The sequence below is a fragment of the Leptolyngbya sp. FACHB-671 genome (genome assembly GCF_014695745.1).
GTDB lineage: Bacteria > Cyanobacteriota > Cyanobacteriia > Elainellales > Elainellaceae > JAAUTN01.
Window position 1 is genome coordinate 69,283 of sequence record NZ_JACJOV010000056.1, and the last position, 16,564, is coordinate 85,846.

15 protein-coding genes are annotated in these 16,564 nt (G+C 50.5%); 3 read left to right on the forward strand and 12 right to left on the reverse strand.

The window, feature by feature from the left end; all coding sequences use genetic code 11:
• Window positions 1–70 precede the first annotated feature (70 nt).
• The 4 genes from H6F93_RS05605 to purD form a co-directional block, all read right to left on the reverse strand.
• Window positions 71–508 carry a response regulator gene (locus H6F93_RS05605; RefSeq protein WP_190679644.1) on the reverse strand — a complete coding sequence of 146 codons (438 nt, stop codon included), beginning with the start codon at window positions 506–508 and terminating at the stop codon, window positions 71–73.
• On the reverse strand, window positions 505–2,976 hold the full coding sequence (locus tag H6F93_RS05610) for a PAS domain-containing sensor histidine kinase (protein ID WP_199313502.1): 2,472 nt from the start codon (window positions 2,974–2,976) through the stop codon (window positions 505–507). Before H6F93_RS05610 ends, H6F93_RS05605 begins: the two co-directional genes overlap by 4 nt.
• A 98-nt stretch (window positions 2,977–3,074) precedes the next feature.
• Window positions 3,075–5,075: a two-component system sensor histidine kinase NblS gene (gene nblS / locus H6F93_RS05615; RefSeq protein WP_524537900.1), complete on the reverse strand. Its 2,001-nt coding sequence runs from the start codon at window positions 5,073–5,075 to the stop codon at window positions 3,075–3,077.
• 69 nt (window positions 5,076–5,144) lie between these two features.
• Entirely contained in the window at window positions 5,145–6,434 is a 1,290-nt protein-coding gene (purD, locus tag H6F93_RS05620; RefSeq protein ID WP_190646699.1) for a phosphoribosylamine--glycine ligase, read from the reverse strand.
• A 286-nt stretch (window positions 6,435–6,720) separates the two neighbouring features.
• Between purD and H6F93_RS05625 the strand changes: the two genes are divergently transcribed.
• A complete protein-coding gene (locus tag H6F93_RS05625) occupies window positions 6,721–8,067 on the forward strand; it encodes a tetratricopeptide repeat protein (protein ID WP_190679645.1) in 1,347 nt (448 codons plus the stop codon).
• Window positions 8,068–8,254: 187 nt separating this feature from the next.
• Here the strand turns inward: H6F93_RS05625 and H6F93_RS05630 are convergent, their stop codons facing one another.
• The 3 genes from H6F93_RS05630 to H6F93_RS05640 form a co-directional block, all read right to left on the reverse strand.
• Entirely contained in the window at window positions 8,255–8,425 is a 171-nt protein-coding gene (locus H6F93_RS05630; RefSeq protein ID WP_190646697.1) for a QAALIT motif small membrane protein, read from the reverse strand.
• A 271-nt stretch (window positions 8,426–8,696) separates the two neighbouring features.
• Window positions 8,697–10,127: a cobyrinic acid a,c-diamide synthase CobB gene (locus H6F93_RS05635; protein WP_190679646.1), complete on the reverse strand. Its 1,431-nt coding sequence runs from the start codon at window positions 10,125–10,127 to the stop codon at window positions 8,697–8,699.
• Window positions 10,128–10,149: 22 nt separating this feature from the next.
• Window positions 10,150–10,788: a DUF1294 domain-containing protein gene (locus H6F93_RS05640; protein ID WP_190679647.1), complete on the reverse strand. Its 639-nt coding sequence runs from the start codon at window positions 10,786–10,788 to the stop codon at window positions 10,150–10,152.
• A gap of 193 nt (window positions 10,789–10,981) precedes the next feature.
• Here H6F93_RS05640 and H6F93_RS05645 point away from each other — a divergent pair, with 193 nt between their 5' ends.
• Window positions 10,982–11,866: a M48 family metalloprotease gene (locus H6F93_RS05645; RefSeq protein ID WP_190679648.1), complete on the forward strand. Its 885-nt coding sequence runs from the start codon at window positions 10,982–10,984 to the stop codon at window positions 11,864–11,866.
• 5 nt (window positions 11,867–11,871) lie between these two features.
• Here the strand turns inward: H6F93_RS05645 and nei are convergent, their stop codons facing one another.
• The 5 genes from nei to fabI all read right to left on the reverse strand — a co-directional run bounded on the left by nei (window position 11,872) and on the right by fabI (window position 15,495).
• Complete coding sequence (gene nei / locus H6F93_RS05650; RefSeq protein WP_190679649.1) at window positions 11,872–12,696, reverse strand: endonuclease VIII; 825 nt, start codon at window positions 12,694–12,696, stop codon at window positions 11,872–11,874.
• A complete protein-coding gene (hisB, locus tag H6F93_RS05655; RefSeq protein WP_190679650.1) occupies window positions 12,697–13,347 on the reverse strand; it encodes an imidazoleglycerol-phosphate dehydratase HisB in 651 nt (216 codons plus the stop codon).
• 67 nt (window positions 13,348–13,414) lie between these two features.
• Window positions 13,415–13,537: a hypothetical protein gene (locus H6F93_RS34545; RefSeq protein ID WP_277882826.1), complete on the reverse strand. Its 123-nt coding sequence runs from the start codon at window positions 13,535–13,537 to the stop codon at window positions 13,415–13,417.
• A 3-nt stretch (window positions 13,538–13,540) separates the two neighbouring features.
• Window positions 13,541–14,542 carry a PspA/IM30 family protein gene (locus H6F93_RS33860; RefSeq protein ID WP_242043319.1) on the reverse strand — a complete coding sequence of 334 codons (1,002 nt, stop codon included), beginning with the start codon at window positions 14,540–14,542 and terminating at the stop codon, window positions 13,541–13,543.
• A 176-nt stretch (window positions 14,543–14,718) separates the two neighbouring features.
• On the reverse strand, window positions 14,719–15,495 hold the full coding sequence (fabI, locus tag H6F93_RS05665) for an enoyl-ACP reductase FabI (RefSeq protein ID WP_190679651.1): 777 nt from the start codon (window positions 15,493–15,495) through the stop codon (window positions 14,719–14,721).
• A gap of 379 nt (window positions 15,496–15,874) precedes the next feature.
• On the opposite strand from fabI, the gene ntcA reads away from it, so the two are divergent.
• Window positions 15,875–16,549, forward strand: a complete 675-nt coding sequence (gene ntcA, locus H6F93_RS05670; RefSeq protein WP_190646690.1) for a global nitrogen regulator NtcA — start codon at window positions 15,875–15,877, stop codon at window positions 16,547–16,549.
• Window positions 16,550–16,564: the final 15 nt, after the last annotated feature.

The following is a 16,564-nucleotide window of genomic DNA, read 5'->3' on the forward strand; positions in this document are numbered from 1 at the left end:
GCTAATTTTGCAGGTCATTGTCTGTCCGAAGATTTTCATGCCTTAGGTTTTACTTGCTCCAGTGGCGGGTTTAACCCGGTGGCGGTTGATTGACGACTGCCCAAAATAGCCCAACTTCTCGGATTGCATCGACAAATTCATGAAAATCAACGGGTTTTACGACATAGGCATTAACGCCCAAGTTGTAGCTAGAAACCAGGTCCTGCTCTTCACGGGAGGAGGTCAACATCACCACCGGAACCATCCGTAAGGCTGAGTCAGACTTTAACTGCGCCAACACCTCTAGTCCATCTACCTTGGGTAGCTTGAGGTCAAGCAACACAACTGCAGGATTACCCTCCATCCTGAGTTTGAATAGGCCTCGACGGTAGAGATAGTCCAATGCTTCTTCGCCATCACGCACCACAACAACCTCATTTGCCAGATGGTTCTCGGCTAGCGCAGAAAGGGTCAGTTCAACATCGTGGTGGCTATCTTCAACTAGCAAGATGCGTCTTAGCTCAGTCATTCCTCACCCCTTCGAGGCCGGAGCGGCAGTGAGAAGTAGAAGGTAGATCCTTTATCTAATTCACTTTCTGCCCAGGTTCGACCGCCGTGTCGGTGAATGACGCGTCGGACGTTTGCTAGCCCAATTCCAGTTCCCTGGATTTCGGGTTCGCTGTGTAATCGCTGAAACACGCCAAAGAGCTTGTGAGCATAGCGCATGTCAAATCCAAGTCCGTTGTCACGGACGAAGATGACTACTTCTTGCTCGTCTCCTATAGTGCCGATTTCGATCTCAGCTTGGGTACGTCCCTGGGTATATTTAATGGCATTTTCGACCAAGTTGTAGATCACCTGGCGCAGCATGGCTGGGTCACCCTGCACATTAGGAATGGGGTGAATTTGCCAGATAATTTCTCGTTCTGCTGTTTCTGGTTCCAAGTCCTGTCTGACATCTCGAATTAATTCATTGAATTTGACCGTGGTGTAGCGCATTTCTGCTCGACCCATTCGCGAGAAGGTGAGCAAGTCGTCTACCATCGTGCCCGCCCGTTTGGTCGTGTCTGCGATGACATCCAGGTAGCGCTGACTTTCAGGATCTAAGACCGGAGCAGCCTGCTTTTGCAGCAGGCTGACAAAACCGTTGATATGACGTAAAGGTGCGCGTAAATCGTGGGAAACAGAGTAGGAGAAGGCTTCTAGCTCCTGATTAGCGGTTTCGAGCTGGGCAGTGCGCTCTCTAACGCGATGTTCTAACAGGTCGTTAATTTGCTGCATTTCGACTTCTGCTTGTTTGCGATCGCCAATGTCGATACAGGAGCCGATGTAGCCCAAAAACTCTCCATCTGGCGTAAATCGAGGCACACCAATGTCTAGCAGCCAGCGATATTCACCATCAAACCGCCGCAGCCGATATTCCGCCTTAAATTCTTGGCGGGCATCAAAGGAAGTGGTGTACGTGTGTAGACAGCGTTCAAAATCGTCTGGGTGAATGTTCTCAGTCCAGCCATTGCCCATCTCTTGGGCGAGGGTACGTCCCGTGAAGTTGAGCCAGGGCTGGTTGAAATAGTTGCAGAGTTTATCTGGACCCGACATCCAAATCAAGACGGGAGCGGTGTCTGCCATATAGCGAAAGCGGGCTTCACTTTCCCGGAGGGCGGCTTCTGCTTGTTTGCGATCGCTCACATCTAGCACAAATCCGATCATCGTATCGGGGCTACCGTCCAGCAGAGCAGAACCGATCACGATTGGAACCCTACTGCCATCTTTGCGAATGTATTCCTTCTCAAAGGAGTGACAAAATCCTAGCGTTCTTAATTCATGTTGAGACTGTTCCGTAGCCTGCTGGTACTCTGGCGGAGTCATTTCATTCCAGCGAATCTTGCCCTGATTCAGGTCTTCTCGGGTGTAGCCAATGATTTGCAAAAATGCGTCGTTCGCTTCAAGCACAGAACCATTAAGATTAGCGGTGATCACGCCGATAATGTTGGAGTCTACCAGCCGCTTAATTTTTGCTTCACGACGGCTGAGTTCGTTTTCCAGACGTTTGCGATCGCTCAGGTCAAGCACGTAGCAAACCGTGCCCTCTTCCGGATTAGGCAACAGCGCCGCTCCAACCAGCACCGGAACGCGGCTGCCGTCTTTGTGCAGATATTCTTTCTCAAATGGCGGGCAGGCTTTAGTCGTGGAGATTTGTTCTATCATCTCCTCGTCCTGCGGTAAATATTCAGAGGGCGTGATGTCCAGCCAATTCAGGTTGCCGCTCTGCAAATCTACCTGGGTGTAGCCCAGCATGTTGAGGAATGCATCATTTGCCTCGCTGATTTCGCCCTGAAAGTTGGCAAAGATGATGCCAATGATGTTGGAGTCGATCAAGCGGCTAATGCGGGCTTCGCGATCGTGCAGGGTTTCCTTTAACTGTTTGCGATCGCTCACATCGGTTACCATTGCCAGCGTGCCGCGAAATAGTCCCCCATCGCTAAAAATTGGGTTGGCAGAAGTAATTGTCCACACGATTGAGCCGTCTTTGTGCCGAAAGCGCAAGTCATACTGCCCGCGAATGCCCGTTGGATGGTGCTTCATCTCCCACTGAAGTTCGCGTTGGGCAGCTTCATCCATAAATTTAAAGATGGAAGAGTCAATGATTTCCTCGACTCGGTAGCCCAGCATCTCTGCCATTCGAGGATTAACGTACTCCGTGGTGCAGTTAGTATCAATCACCCAAATGCCTTCATAGGCGGTTTCTAGCAGGCGACGATAACGGGCTTCGCTGGCTTGAAGCTTTTTCAGGCTAATCTCGGCTTTGCGACGGGCAGCGTAGACTTTAGCATAGAGTGAACTCACTGCCAAAACGATTAGTCCCAAAGCGATCGCCCCTGCCAACACCTGTAGCGCTATGGGAGCAACGGGCGATCGCAGCATTGACACCAAAATGAGGGAAGCAGCGGTCAGGGCGATCGCAAATCCGTAGGAAATCCAACGAGACAGCTTCATTCTTGGCAAACAATTTTCTGGGTAAGGAAATTGCACCCCTTTGCACAAACCCAATAGAGTCTAAATCAATTTACCCAGTCGCACATTTCACCTGAGACTCATATTCCCGTTCCGCTTAAGGCTGCTTCCCCTTGCGGGAGCATGTCTGGAAGGGGGGCATCTTGGTACACTGCCAGGTCAAACCAAAAGGTCGTACCAACTCCCACTTCGCTAATTAAGCGGACTGAGCTATGGTGCTTTTCAATGATGTTTCTGACGATGGACAGTCCTAATCCAGTGCCTTCAAGGGTATGCACGCGGTTTTCAACTCGGAAAAAGCGATCGAAAATAGCTTCCTGATCTTCTGGGTCAATCCCGATGCCAGTATCAGAAATTTCGATTCGTACAAGCGGTGACGCCGAGCTTTGTTCTGTCGCTAGTGGATAGGCTCGAATCGCAACCCGTCCTCCAGATTTAGTAAATTTGAGTCCGTTGCCAACTAGATTGGCTAACACCTGAAGTAGCAAATCATAGTTGCCCAGAACAGGTGGCAGATTCGGCGCAATCTCCTGGATCAGTTCAATGCCCTTGTCCTTGGCATTTAGCTGATAGGTTCGAAGGGTTTGCTCGATCGGTTGGGTTAGCTCGACCGCTTCAAAGTGATAGCGTTTGTTGGACTCTAGACGCGAGAGGTCTAGCACATCATTGACCAGACGAGTCAGGCGATCGGTTTCCCGGTTAGCGGTTTCCAAGAACTCGCGACGTTCTGGCTCACTCAGATCTTCGCCATACTCATGTAGCGTTTCGATAAAAGATTTGATGTTAAACAGCGGTGTTCGCAGTTCGTGGGAAACGTTGCTGATAAACTGGCTCTTTGCTTCATTTAGCTCTACTTCGCGGGTAATGTCCTGGACAGTGATTGCCAGTCCTCGAACGTTTTCTCGCGCCTGGTCTAGCACGGTGGTAAGCAAAATTCGCACCGTCCGGTTGGTTGCGCCAGGAACGGTAATGCGAAATTCGGTGCCTTCGCGATCGCGAAGGTTTTCAACCAAGGATTCACTTGCGGCAATTTCGTACAGCGGTCGAGCTAATTGAGCTTTGACCGTTTCGGGCAAGTGCTGCAGGACGTTTTCGCCAATCACCTGTTCATTGCCTTCCCAGCCAAAGAGCCGTTGGGCAGTTGGGTTGACGAGAATGACGTGCATGTTGTTGTCAAGTAGAACGGCTCCATCAGCGATCGTGGTAACCAGGGTTTCTAGCTTGGCTTTTTCAGCAGTCAGTTCTTCAATGTTTTGCTCTTCGTAGCTCTCTAGCCGCTCCGCCATCTCGTTGAAGCTGAGGATCAGTTCTCCTAACTCTCCACCCAATGGCAGGTCAATCCGTTGCCTGAAGTTGCCAGCGGCAATATTTTTCACCCCGACCAGCAGTTCTTTAATGGGCTGGGTAATCATCAAAGCGTTGGAAACGGCACCCAAGATCACCATCACCCAGATCGAAACAAAAACGGCAATCGTCACATCTCGTGTCAGGTGAGAAGAAGTGACAATCGTGGGGTTGGGGTTAATGCCGATCGCCAACACGCCCAAGTACTTGCCGTTGTGATTGAGCGGCACAAACACATCAGTGACTTCACCATCGGGAGTGAGGTGCTGTCTCACCATGGGGTAGTCAATGTTTCTGGCATAGTTGTCAGGCAGCTTCATCTGCCGCCGAATAGACAGAGAGTTTTGCACCTCTGACTCAGAGAAGGGAATGCCAAAAAAGATGTTGCCATCCTCATCGGCATAGAGCATGTAGCGCACACTTGAGGTGCTGCTGTAGAAGCGATGGGAAAATCGGGCTAGCTCGGTGCGGTTGTCGTCCCCGATTAGGGGGGACACATTGGCTGCTAGCAGCAGCCCCAGGTCACGCCCAAAGCGGGTATCGTTGAGTCGAGCATCTTGCTGGATCGAGTTGACTGCCCAGAAGGTGAGTCCACTCATAATCAGCGACACGACTAGGGTTGCCGCTGCCATGAGACGAGTCTGAAGCGTAAAATCAGACCACCAGCGGGCAATGATTTCTCTAATCTTGTTGAGGAAGGCTAGCAAGGTAAAACCATCGAAGCGATAGATCGGCAAGACATCTAGAGACTTACCATCATAATCTGTTTGTATTGTTTACGTTCTTTATTAGATTGTTACATGTTCTTAAAGGTAAGGATTGGCGGTGAGGACCCGGTGCCCAATGTCGCGGCGGGTGTACATTGCGTCGAATTCAATGCAGTCAACCGCTCGATAGGCTTTGGCGATCGCCTCTTCCAAGCTGTCCCCTACTGCGGTTACGCCTAAGACGCGTCCTCCATCCGCAACAAGCTGCTGCTGTTTGAGCTTAGTGCCCGCATGGAAAACCACTGCCCCAGACTCTTCTGCGGCTTCAATGCCTGTAACGGGGCTACCTTTTTTGTAAGTATCGGGATACCCTTCTGCCGCAATCACGACACAGGCAGAAGCTCCAGGCTTCCAGGTCAGGGGTGGAAGCTGAGCAAGACGCTGTTGGGCGCAGGCTAGCATCAGGGTTTCCAGAGGAGTTTCGAGCAGCGGCAAAACAGCTTGTGTTTCAGGATCACCAAAGCGACAGTTAAATTCAATCACTTTGGGGTCGCCTGCTGGCGTAATGATCAGTCCAGCGTAGAGCACACCTCGGTAGTCGATCCCACGATGGTTAAGGGTGGCGATCGCCGGTTCTAAAATTTCTCGCTGAATTCGGTTCATCAAAGCAGGTGTGACGATTGGGGTAGGGGCATAGGCTCCCATGCCGCCTGTATTTGCACCCGTATCACCTTCACCAATGCGTTTGTGATCTTGAGCGGGTAGTAAAGCCCGAATCGTCAAACCGTCTGTGACGGCCAGGACAGACGCTTCTTGCCCCGTGAGAAATTCCTCAATCACGATGCGCTGACCCGCCTCACCAAACTGTCCGCCAAAGGCTGCCTCAATCGCTTCGACTGCCTCTTGGGTTGTTTCGGCAACGGTCACGCCTTTGCCTGCGGCCAGTCCATCGGCTTTCACGACAATCGGCACAGGTCGAGAAGCGATATAGGCGATCGCACTTCGCACATCTGTGAACACAGCCGACTCAGCCGTTGGAATGCCCGCTTCTCGCATAAGCTCTTTGGCCCAGGCTTTGCTTGACTCAATCTGTGCGCCTGCCTGCGTCGGGCCAAACACCGTTAGCCCTTGCTCTTTCAAGTAGTCCGTGATCCCAGCGGCTAGCGGCACCTCTGGCCCAACCACAATTAGACCAATGTTGTTGACCAGAGCAAAACGCGCGATGCCTTCAAATGCAGTAACTGACATTGCCAGATTACGGCAGCGTTCCATCCGAGCGGTGCCACCATTACCGGGAACACAAAAGATTTCCTGAACTCGTGCAGACTGCAAGAGCTTCCAGGCGAGGGCATGTTCACGCCCTCCATTGCCAACCACCAAAACCTTCACACTATCCCCTGTTGGTATCTAAGTAGTGTCAACGGAATGTCAACAGATTGTTGCTAACAAAACTGTATCGAATTGCATTAAGGTTAGCACCGCTTAACCCATCACTCTGAATACAGTTGAAAACCGCTATAGTAGCGTAGCGCACTTGTGTAAATTCCAAACATGAATGTTTAAACTAATGTGTGATGCGGCTGGATGGTGCGGTAGGTAAGCTATGGTGCGGTGGGTTTCTAACAGGCTTTTTTCGCTGCCAGCAGTTAAATTAAGTCGTTCTCTCAGGAGGGATATGGGGTTGCGTATTGCTCGACGCAAATTTCAGATAGATTCTCTGAAACGGCTTCCTTACAAATATTTGAGTGCCTTACCGCTGGCGATCGCCCTTCTCGGAGCACTGGAATTCCGTTCTTTTGCTCCCCAAGCTGCGATCGCCCAAGAGGAAGAAAACCAGGAACAGGAAGAACAAGAGCAAGAGCAAGAAGAACAAGAGGAAGAACAGTTTCCGCCCAATCCCCTAGAGATTGACGAATCTGATCCCCTGTTTCCCCAACTGATTATCGATCGCCCTCTCAGCCCTCAAGAGCGGCGAGTTTTGGCAACTGCCCTGGACGAATTGCGCGTGCAGGCTGAGCAAGAGCTTGCTGCCGGAAACCCAGCAGGAGCCTTTGAAATCTTGAATCGAGAACTGCGACTGCGGCGGGTCTTGGGAGTCGAGGAAGAAGTAGACTCTCTCAGTCGGGTTGGAGAAATTGCTTGGCGAGAAAACCAGACGACGGAAACTCGGCTAATTACCGAACGCTTGCAACAGATCGAACAAGAAGTGCAGGCTGAAACGCCACCCGATTTTGATTTGTTGCTCAGAATTGCCCAGGCTTACCAGACAATGCGGGCAATTGACCCAGCTGTAACGCTATATGACCAGATTTTGATCCGGGCTCGGCAGCAGGGCGATGCAGCCACCGAACAAGATACCCTAACAGCACTGGGAGAACTGCACCTTGCCTGGTTTGACTATACTGCGGCAGCAATAGCTTACCAGGAGCTACTGACCCTTGCTCGCGCCAGAGGCGATCGCCCCCGCGAAGTGGAATATTTGCAGCAGTTGGCTTACATCTACCAGGAAAACAACCAGCCCGAGGAAGCGATCGCTGCTCAGCAGGAGCTAGTCAGCGTTTACCAAGGCCGTCAGGAATATGCGCTGATTCCGCCTTTGAAAATTGCGATCGCCGACAGCTTCCAGGCACTCAACCGCCCTGACCGAGCCGCAACTAACTATCAGGAAGCGTTTGCGGTGGCGCGTTCAGGACAGCAGTATGCCTATGCCAGCGAAGCATTGCAAAAATTAGCCGACCTCTACCGCTCACTCGATCGCCCCGATGATGCGTTAGTGGTTTACCAACTGCTAATTGACGTAGAGCAGCAGTCCTACAACAGTTACGGCATCATGCAGGCTTACGATGAGATTGGTCAGCTTCAACTCGAACGGGGCAATACCAATCAGGCGATCGCTGCCTTCCGACGCGGTTTAGAACTAGCACGACAGCTTAGCTACCGAGAAAGTTACTTTACCCAGCAGATTGAAGCCGCCAGCCAACCGCCTGCCCAAAGCAATCCTGAGCCCGCCCAGCCCAACTAGAGCAATTAATCAGGAAAAAGAGTAGGGACTACGACGGTTCACCCGTACATTTTCGGGAGTAATCCTAGGCAAATTTCTTGTAGAGACAAAATGAATTGCGTCTCTGCAAAGCTTGAAAGATTGCAATCAAAAAGCTGAAAATTACTAAAGTTAAAAACTAAGAGTTTAAACTCATCATTTTTAACTCTTAATTTTGTATTCTTAACTGTTCACCTTCTCTAGGAAACTCGGCAGTATGAGGAGTCAGCTCTAACGTTGAAGCTCCTGGTGTTGTCTGAGTCACACGAGGTGCGCTAACCCCCATCAGCAGATGTAACAAGAAAGTGATTGCTGCGGCTTGAATTAGTTTTGTACTCATGGCCTTCCCCTCCTCAACCTATTGGGGCTATTGTCAAATTTAGCCCTTGAAAGCGCATCCGCACCTCACCCTATTGTTTCCTCCACTAGGGTGAATAAACGGGCGATCTTTCCGTATTTTCAAACTTGACAGCTTTACCAAAATATACTTTCTGTAGGTAGGCGATCGCTGCTAAAACCGCCCAGTTTTACTAAATCGATATCTTCTTGTGAAATATGTTCGAAGCTACAAACCCTGAAGCTGCATTTCAGATTGTGTAAAGCCGAAATAACTAATTCTGCAGTTCACCAAATTCAAGACAACGGGTCAAGAAGCGAGCCGGAATTTCGGGGTGTGCTCCCCAATGCAGGTGAATGTAAGAAGCATGAAGCTGGTGCGATTGCCACCCTTCTAGATACATCAAGCTGTCGGAATCATACCCTCGAAGCTGATATAAAGGCAATGCTGATTTGGCACTTAAGGCTGAACGATGAAATTCGTGTCCCCAAGTTTCTGATCCTGCTGGCAGTAGGGGGCTGTCGTGCAGTGCGATCCCCCGCCGATAACCCAGGGTTAACCGTCCTGTCATGTTGGCTGTCGCTGACAAGATGCCCACCATCTTCCAGGACTGTCCCGCAAAATCAACAATTTGCTCACACAAATACATCAAGCCGCCACACTCGGCGTAGGTTGGCATTCCAGCTTGAATGGCTTGCCTGACACTTTGCTGAGCAGCTTGATTGTTTGCTAACTCTGCGGCAAATACTTCTGGGAAACCGCCCCCCAGGTAAAGCCCTTGCACCCCTGCTGGCAAACCGGGATCAGCCAGTGGGCTCCAGAATACTAGCTCTGCACCTAGTTGCTTTAGCAGGTCAAAATTGTCGGCGTAGTAGAAGCTGAAAGCGCGATCGTAGGCGATCGCGATACGGGTTAGAGGCTGAGGATTGGAGGTTGAAAGCCCTTTTCTCTGAGGAGAAGAATTTAGGGTGAGGGTAATAGGGCTTTGGCTGGAAACTGTGATGCTTTCGGGAAGTGGGGAATTGCTTTGAGCTTTGAGGAGGGGAAGGAGGCGCGACCAGTCGAAGCAGGTTTCTCCCAAGTTTGCTAAACGTTTGATTAGACTATCCAGGGCTGGCAGTTCGGCAGTGGGAACTAGTCCCAGGTGGCGATCGGGGATGGTGATGTCATCGTGGCGACGAAAAACACCAAGAATAGGAAGGTTGAGTTGTTCTAGGGCGGCTTTAAGCAGTTCTAGGTGGCGATCGCTACCGACTCGATTCAACACAACGCCAGCAAATTGAAGCCGGGGATCAAAGGAGCAATATCCCAGGGCGATCGCTGCGGCAGAGCGCGACAAGCGGCTGCAATCGATTACCAACAGCACGGGTAAGTTGAGTAAACGGGCAATGTGAGCAGTACTGGCAGTGTCATCCACTCCCGTTGCACCGTCAAACAGTCCCATCACGCCTTCTACCAGCGCATAATCCACAGTTTGGGTATGTTGGGCAAAACACTGCTGCACATAAGCCTCGGAGGTTAAAACGGGATCTAAGTTCCGACACGCTCGCCCAGTCACGTAGCGGTGAAACATGGGATCAATGTAATCCGGTCCAACCTTAAAAGACTGCACGCTTAACTGTCGTTGCCGTAGAACTGCCAGCAAAGACAGCGTAATCGTTGTTTTACCGACTCCACTGCGTTCTCCAGCGATCGCTAAAGCCATAGATAATTCACTTTGCTAGAGATCAAGCTGTTATGAACTTGCCAAAAAATAACCAGCCCAACCAGGCGATGTAGTGAAGTGCAACAATCACCCAAAACTCAAACTGATAAGACTCCTTGCTACTTTTGTGGTGGAGTCTTCGCTGGGCTACAAATCCTCCCAACCATCCACCTGCTAGTTCACATAAATGTAACGTCTTCTCTGGTGTTCTCCAGCTTCTTCGCTTTGCCCGAGATTTATCGTCAGCGTATAAAGCGAAAGTTAGTAGACTCATCACAGGGTAAAGAATGAGTGGAAGCGGATTAGCGGTTGCCCAAGTAAAGTGCAATGACCCAACGAGGGGCAAAATCGACAGCAGCAATGTCTCTAATACTGGAAATGGGGAGAGAGATACATTACTGGATAGAGCCTTATTCCTTGGAGCGGTCAAAGTTGGCTTACGTCTTGCTCCTAAGATAAAAGCTTTGTGAGCGCGAAATTTACCATCTTCAGCTACAGCATAGTAGTAAATCGTGTCACCTACTTTCGGGCGGCGAGTGGAGTCTTTTATTTGGGAAATGTGCAAGAAAATTTCTTGACTTCCATCAGCCGGTTGAATGAAACCAAAACCTTTAGCATCTTTCCAGGTTCTCAGTTGCCCTTTAACAAGAACAGGTTCCATACAACAGCCTCATTCTATGACTATTTCAGAGTCTTCCCAGCTCAAGATCCAGATGACAACAAATTCCAATTACTGTTATAAGTCCTGACCTCAGATATAGAGTCTTTCACCCACCTGGTAGACCCAAAGATAACTCCAGTTTGGGATCCTAAAGCTTATCTATACGAATTTTTCAACGTGAATCAGGTGAAGTATGTTTGGAAATCAAATTAAGACAGCGGCTCTGTTGGGACTGCTGAGCGGACTAATTGTTTTAGTTGCTTATTATTTAGTTGGTGACGAGCAAGGACTGTTCTTGGGGTTAGCGATCGCCGCTTTCACCAGCTTAAGTTCCTGGTATTTTTCTGACCAGGCAGCCCTAGCTTCTTATCAAGCTCAACCAATGACCCGTGAGCAAGCACCTGATTTGTACGACATGATTGCTAAGCTGAGCGATCGCGCAGAGATTCCCATGCCAAAGGTGTTTCTGGTGCCAACGGAGTCGCCTAACGCCTTTGCTACAGGCCGCGATCCCAATCATGCTGCTGTTGCTGTCACACAAGGAATTCTCAACTTACTATCTCCTGAGGAGCTAGAGGGCGTTTTGGCGCACGAGCTAACTCATATTCGCAACCGCGATACCCTCACCCAAGCCGTTGCAGGAACTTTGGGAGGCGCTGTCACGTTTGTCGGACGCATCCTCACCCTCGGTGCATTGTATGGACCCGTGACGCGAGATACCCGTCGAGGCGCAAACCCAATTGGGCTGCTATTCCTGATTGTGCTGGCTCCTCTCTCTGCTGCTCTGATTCAGATGGCTATTTCGCGCACCCGTGAATTTGCCGCAGATTTAGGTTCAGCTCAAATTACCCAAAATCCTACGGCTTTGGCCAGTGCGTTAGAAAAGTTGGAGCAAGTCGGACACCAAATCCCGATGCACGGCAACCCAGCCATGTCGCCTTTGCTGATCGTCAATCCTCTGTCAGCAGAGGGACTGCAGACGCTATTTCGGACTCATCCTCCCACCGAGGAACGGATTCGCCGTCTGATCGAAATGGCACAGCAAACCCAATCTGCAGGGACACCTGCTACGGTGTAGGAATATTAGTCGCAGGGCTGGCAGGTGGGACAGTAATAATATCGCCGCCCACCTGAAAATTCTTTAACGATCGCTGTTCCACAGATGTAGCAGGGCTCGTCGGCTCGGTTAAACACGTAATGGCGGTATTCGTTGCGCTTTTGCCCCTGAGCTTTGAGTTGGGCGACAAGCTTAAGTCCATTCGTAATCCCGCCTGTTTGATAAGACTGACGGCTGACGGAGAGGACAGCTTCTGCCAGAGCATCAATCTGTTCAGAAGAACAGTCGGTAGGACGGCGAGTAGGATGGATTTTAGCGACAAACAGTACCTCACTGCGAAGGTAGTTGCCCAAGCCACAGAAAAAGCCCTGATCGAGCAATAGAGAAATAAAGCTGCGACGGTAGAAGCGTTTGTCGTGGAGGCGGGCGATCGCCTGCTCAACCGTAGTCGCTTCATCCAGGACATCGAGTCCCAATTTGCTCAGAAACGGATGAATCAGGATCTCAGGCTCGGTCAAAACTTCGATATCAGAAGCACTGTAAAGCAGGGCTGACTTCTTCTCGTTGTGGATGGCAAGCCGAAGTTGGCGGTTTGTCGCGGGATAGGAATGGGCAGCTCTGATTACCCATTTGCCATAAAGTTGATTGTGGCTATAGATGCTCAGTTGGTTGTCAAAGCCAATTAGCATAGCTTTGCCTTTGGCAGTCACCGATATAACCTTTCGTTCCACTAGCTTTGGTTCGTAAGGCTTGAGCCGCTCAAAGGCAAAGAAGATCTCGGTAATGGGGCGATCGCCAATTGCTTTTGCAATCTGGTCAGCCGCCCGCTTGATTTCTGGCCCTTCCGGCATCTACAGCACGCCTTTAGAACTGGGAATGGTATGCGCTCGGCGGGGATCAACCTCGACTGCCATTCGCACCGCCCGTGCAAACGCCTTAAAGGTTGCCTCAATGATGTGATGAGAATTAATCCCATCCAATTGGCGAATGTGTAGCGTCATTTGAGAATGGTTGACGATCGCTACAAAAAATTCGCGCACCAGTTGCGTATCGTAAGTGCCAACTCGCTCTGTAGGGATTTCTAACCCGTAGCTGAGGTGGGGCCGTCCAGAGAAATCTAGCGTAACCTGAACTAGCGCTTCATCAAGGGGAGCGAGGAAATGCCCGAAGCGGACAATGCCTTTGCGATCGCCCAACGCCTTTGCTAAAGCTTGCCCCAGCGTGATTCCCACGTCTTCGTTGGTGTGGTGGTCGTCAATTTCCAGGTCGCCTGTTGCCTGCACATCCAGATCAATCAAACCGTGTGAGGAAATCTGGTGCAACATGTGATCCAGAAATGGGATTCCCGTTGCTGCCGAACAAGTTCCCTGTCCATCCAGGTTCAGGCTTACGTGTACGTCCGTCTCACCCGTTTTTCGGCTAACGGAGGCTGTCCGAGCAGGCAATTCTAAATCGAAAGAAGGCGTGCGCTTTTCTGCGGCAGCGGAGTTACGGGTTTGCATGAACCTGAGCCAAGTTTGCTAATTATTCAAACTCATTCATTGTAAAGCCATCCCCTGTATCTTGAGCTTAAAGCTGATCAAGCTGGCTTTTCAGCTTTTCCAGTTCATCGTCAATCACTGCACAGTTGGAAGGAGCATTTGAGGCTTCAGAACTGGGAGACTGCAATTGGGATGTCCGAGCAGACCCCATTAGCTATGCTTTCATTGCTGCCAGTTCATCATCTACATCAATGCCTAACTCTAGCGCTGCAAATTGACTCTCCAGATCAGTTCCGGCAAGTTCTGCTGCTGCCTGCGAACGTGCCTCCAGTTGCAGCACTTTCTCCTCCATTCGCTCAAATGCCCCCATTGCACCACTGGTATGTAGTCGCCCATTTGCCATAGCGGCCGCGATCTGCGCCTTCAAGTTGGTTCGCATCGCTTTTGCCTCAGAGATTTTGGCTTCTAAAAGGGTCAGATTTCGCTTCAGGTTTTTAACGGAGGCGGGTTCTTGATCGAGTTGAGCTTCAAGACTGCTGAGAATCCCGGAGTGCATCTTCTTGCGGCTCAGAGCCTCCCCTGCCAGATACTCGTCTCCTTTTTTCAGGGCAAGTTGTGCCCGTTGTTGCCATTTATTGACTTCAAGTTGCGCCTTTTCGTACTGCTGTTGAAGTTGCCTTTGGCTAGCCATTACATGGGCGATTGCTTGGCGTGCTTTCTTCGAATCTGCTTCCATCTGCTCGATCGCACTATCCAAAAGCTTCTCGGGATCGATGCCTTGCTGAAGCAGACGATTTAAGCCCACTAAACCCAGTCCAACTACGGCTCCACCTGCTGCCATTGAGGCCATGCCAACACCGATCGCACTTCCACTAATGGCTACACCTACGCCTCCAATCGCTGCTGATGTTGCTGCACCTGCTGCTGCTCCAATTGCCGCAGCATTGGCAGAGGAAGCATCATTTTCAAGAAGCGATCGCAATGCTTCATAAAGGGCTGCACCCGTTAACGCACCAACGGCAGCAAGTGGAACGGCACCAAGACTGTAGCCTGTCCCACCTGCTAATATTCCAACCTTGCCAATAGAAGCACCTGTAACTGCTCCTCCAGCAGTTAGGGTAGTTCCCTCGTTCAGGTAAATTTTCTTGCAATCCCCTTCATTGGAGTTCCGATTAGCTCGAACTACTCGGCTAACACGATCGAATAACTGCCCCATAATGCTCTATGCCTCATCGTGTTTTTGCTGGCACCTGCCAACAACACTCCAAGACTAAGCGCAACTAACTTTGAACGTTTAGTGGAGATTACGCAAGTTCTTTTAATCTTCAGATTCTTTTCAGTCTGAAGCTCCACCCAATACAAGAAATTCAAGGTCTAACAAACTTTGTTAGCCTACATTCCCATGATGGCGTAGCCAGAATCAACGTAGAGAACCTGACCCGTAATGCCGCTGGAGAGGTCGCTTGCGAGGAAAGCAGCCGTATTGCCGACTTCGGTTTGGGTGACGGTGCGGCGTAGGGGGGCAATTTCTTCAACGTGGTGAATCATGTCTAGAATTCCACCAACGGCTGAAGAAGCCAGGGTGCGGATTGGGCCAGCAGAGATGGCATTTACGCGAATGTTTTGGGGTCCGAGTTCTGCGGCGAGATAGCGGACATTCATTTCCAGAGCTGCTTTGGCGATTCCCATAACGTTGTAGTTGGGAATGACGCGAACACCGCCCAGATAGGTCAACGTGATGATGCTGCCGCCTTCGGTCATAAGGGGGCTAGCGGCGCGGCTAAGCTGCACCAGTGAGTAGGCGCTAACGTCCATCGCCAGGTTGAATCCATCGCGGCTAGTTTTGCTGAAGCCGCCGGTCAGGTCATCTTTGTTGGCAAAGGCGAGGCAGTGAATCAAAATGTCGAGCTTGCCCCATTTCTCCCCAACGGTTTTAAAGGTCGACTCGATCTGCTCATCGTTCTGCACGTCGCAAGGCAAGAACAAGCTGGGTTGGAGCGGCTCTACCAGTTCTGCCACTTTCTTTTCATACCGTCCCTTTTCGTCGGGCAGAAAGGTCACGCCCAGGTTGGCTCCAGCTTGATGAAGCTGTTGGGCGATTCCCCAGGCGATCGAGCGGTTGTTGGCGATGCCTGTGACGAGAGCGTTTTTGCCAGTCAAGTTCAGCATGAGAATCTGTGAAAAATCTTTATTTAGGCGCAACTAGGAGAATACTGGAAAACTAGGATCTAAGGATAGAGGATTCGTTTTGGTGTGGTCGTTTCACTTTAGGGCGATCGCCTTGTATCGCAGATAACACAAGCCTTTCGAGTCCCTTCATCAAAGCTCAAACCTGGCTTAATTTTGAACAAGTTCAGCGCTACCGACGCAAAGTTATGTGGATTTACTGAGGGACTTTCGATACAGGTTGGCAGATTTTGTATCGTCGTGTACAAAAAACAGTCTCGCAGTTAAGTTTTAGTGTTCTAAAGTCAGAGATCTCTCACAGGAAGCAGGGGATCTATGCATGACCTGATTCAGTCTATACGACAGTGGGTAGGGCGAGGGTATGGTAGTGACGCAAGATAGACCACCGCTAGCGAATGTATTTCGGCAGCTGAGTGGCGGGGCTTTTCCGCCTGTGGTGGAGTCGTTTGATCGAAGTAAGACTATTTTCTTTCCGGGTGATCCCGCTGAGCGCGTCTATTTTTTGCTCAAAGGAGCCGTGAAGCTGTCCAGAGTCTACGAGGCTGGAGAGGAAATTACGGTTGCTCTGCTGCGAGAAAACAGCGTGTTTGGCGTATTGTCTCTAATCACGGGACATCGCTCTGATCGGTTTTACCACGCCGTTGCTTTTACACCTGTTGATTTGCTTTCGGTTCCAATTGAGCAGGTTGAGAAGGCGCTGAAAGATAACCCTGAGCTGTCGATGCTGATGCTCCAGGGACTTTCATCTCGGATTCTGCAAACCGAGATGATGATCGAAACGCTGGCACACCGAGATATGGGTTCTCGGCTGGTGAGTTTCCTGCTGATTCTTTGCCGCGACTTTGGCATGCCCAGCCCGGATGGGATCACGATTGACCTGAAGTTGTCGCATCAGGCGATCGCCGAGGCAATTGGTTCTACCCGCGTGACAGTAACTCGTCTGCTAGGTGACCTGCGGCAAGATAAGATGATATCTATCCACAAAAAGAAAATTACCGTTCATAATCCTGTTGCCCTTAGCCAGCAATTTACTTAAGTCAACGCATCGACT

Bases quoted from the DNA above. Each gene is read 5' to 3' on its own strand.
- H6F93_RS34545 (WP_277882826.1), bottom strand. From the start codon at position 13,537: ATGGGGTCTGCTCGGACATCCCAATTGCAGTCTCCCAGTTCTGAAGCC.
- H6F93_RS33860 (WP_242043319.1), bottom strand. From the start codon at position 14,542: ATGGGGCAGTTATTCGATCGTGTTAGCCGAGTAGTTCGAGCTAATCGG.
- hisB (WP_190679650.1), bottom strand. From the start codon at position 13,347: ATGCAAACCCGTAACTCCGCTGCCGCAGAAAAGCGCACGCCTTCTTTC.
- H6F93_RS05635 (WP_190679646.1), bottom strand. From the start codon at position 10,127: ATGGCTTTAGCGATCGCTGGAGAACGCAGTGGAGTCGGTAAAACAACG.
- H6F93_RS05610 (WP_199313502.1), bottom strand. From the start codon at position 2,976: ATGAAGCTGTCTCGTTGGATTTCCTACGGATTTGCGATCGCCCTGACC.
- nei (WP_190679649.1), bottom strand. From the start codon at position 12,696: ATGCCGGAAGGGCCAGAAATCAAGCGGGCGGCTGACCAGATTGCAAAA.
- H6F93_RS05605 (WP_190679644.1), bottom strand. From the start codon at position 508: ATGACTGAGCTAAGACGCATCTTGCTAGTTGAAGATAGCCACCACGAT.
- H6F93_RS05630 (WP_190646697.1), bottom strand. From the start codon at position 8,425: ATGAGTACAAAACTAATTCAAGCCGCAGCAATCACTTTCTTGTTACAT.
- ntcA (WP_190646690.1), top strand. From the start codon at position 15,875: ATGGTAGTGACGCAAGATAGACCACCGCTAGCGAATGTATTTCGGCAG.
- H6F93_RS05625 (WP_190679645.1), top strand. From the start codon at position 6,721: ATGGGGTTGCGTATTGCTCGACGCAAATTTCAGATAGATTCTCTGAAA.
- fabI (WP_190679651.1), bottom strand. From the start codon at position 15,495: ATGCTGAACTTGACTGGCAAAAACGCTCTCGTCACAGGCATCGCCAAC.
- H6F93_RS05640 (WP_190679647.1), bottom strand. From the start codon at position 10,788: ATGGAACCTGTTCTTGTTAAAGGGCAACTGAGAACCTGGAAAGATGCT.
- H6F93_RS05645 (WP_190679648.1), top strand. From the start codon at position 10,982: ATGTTTGGAAATCAAATTAAGACAGCGGCTCTGTTGGGACTGCTGAGC.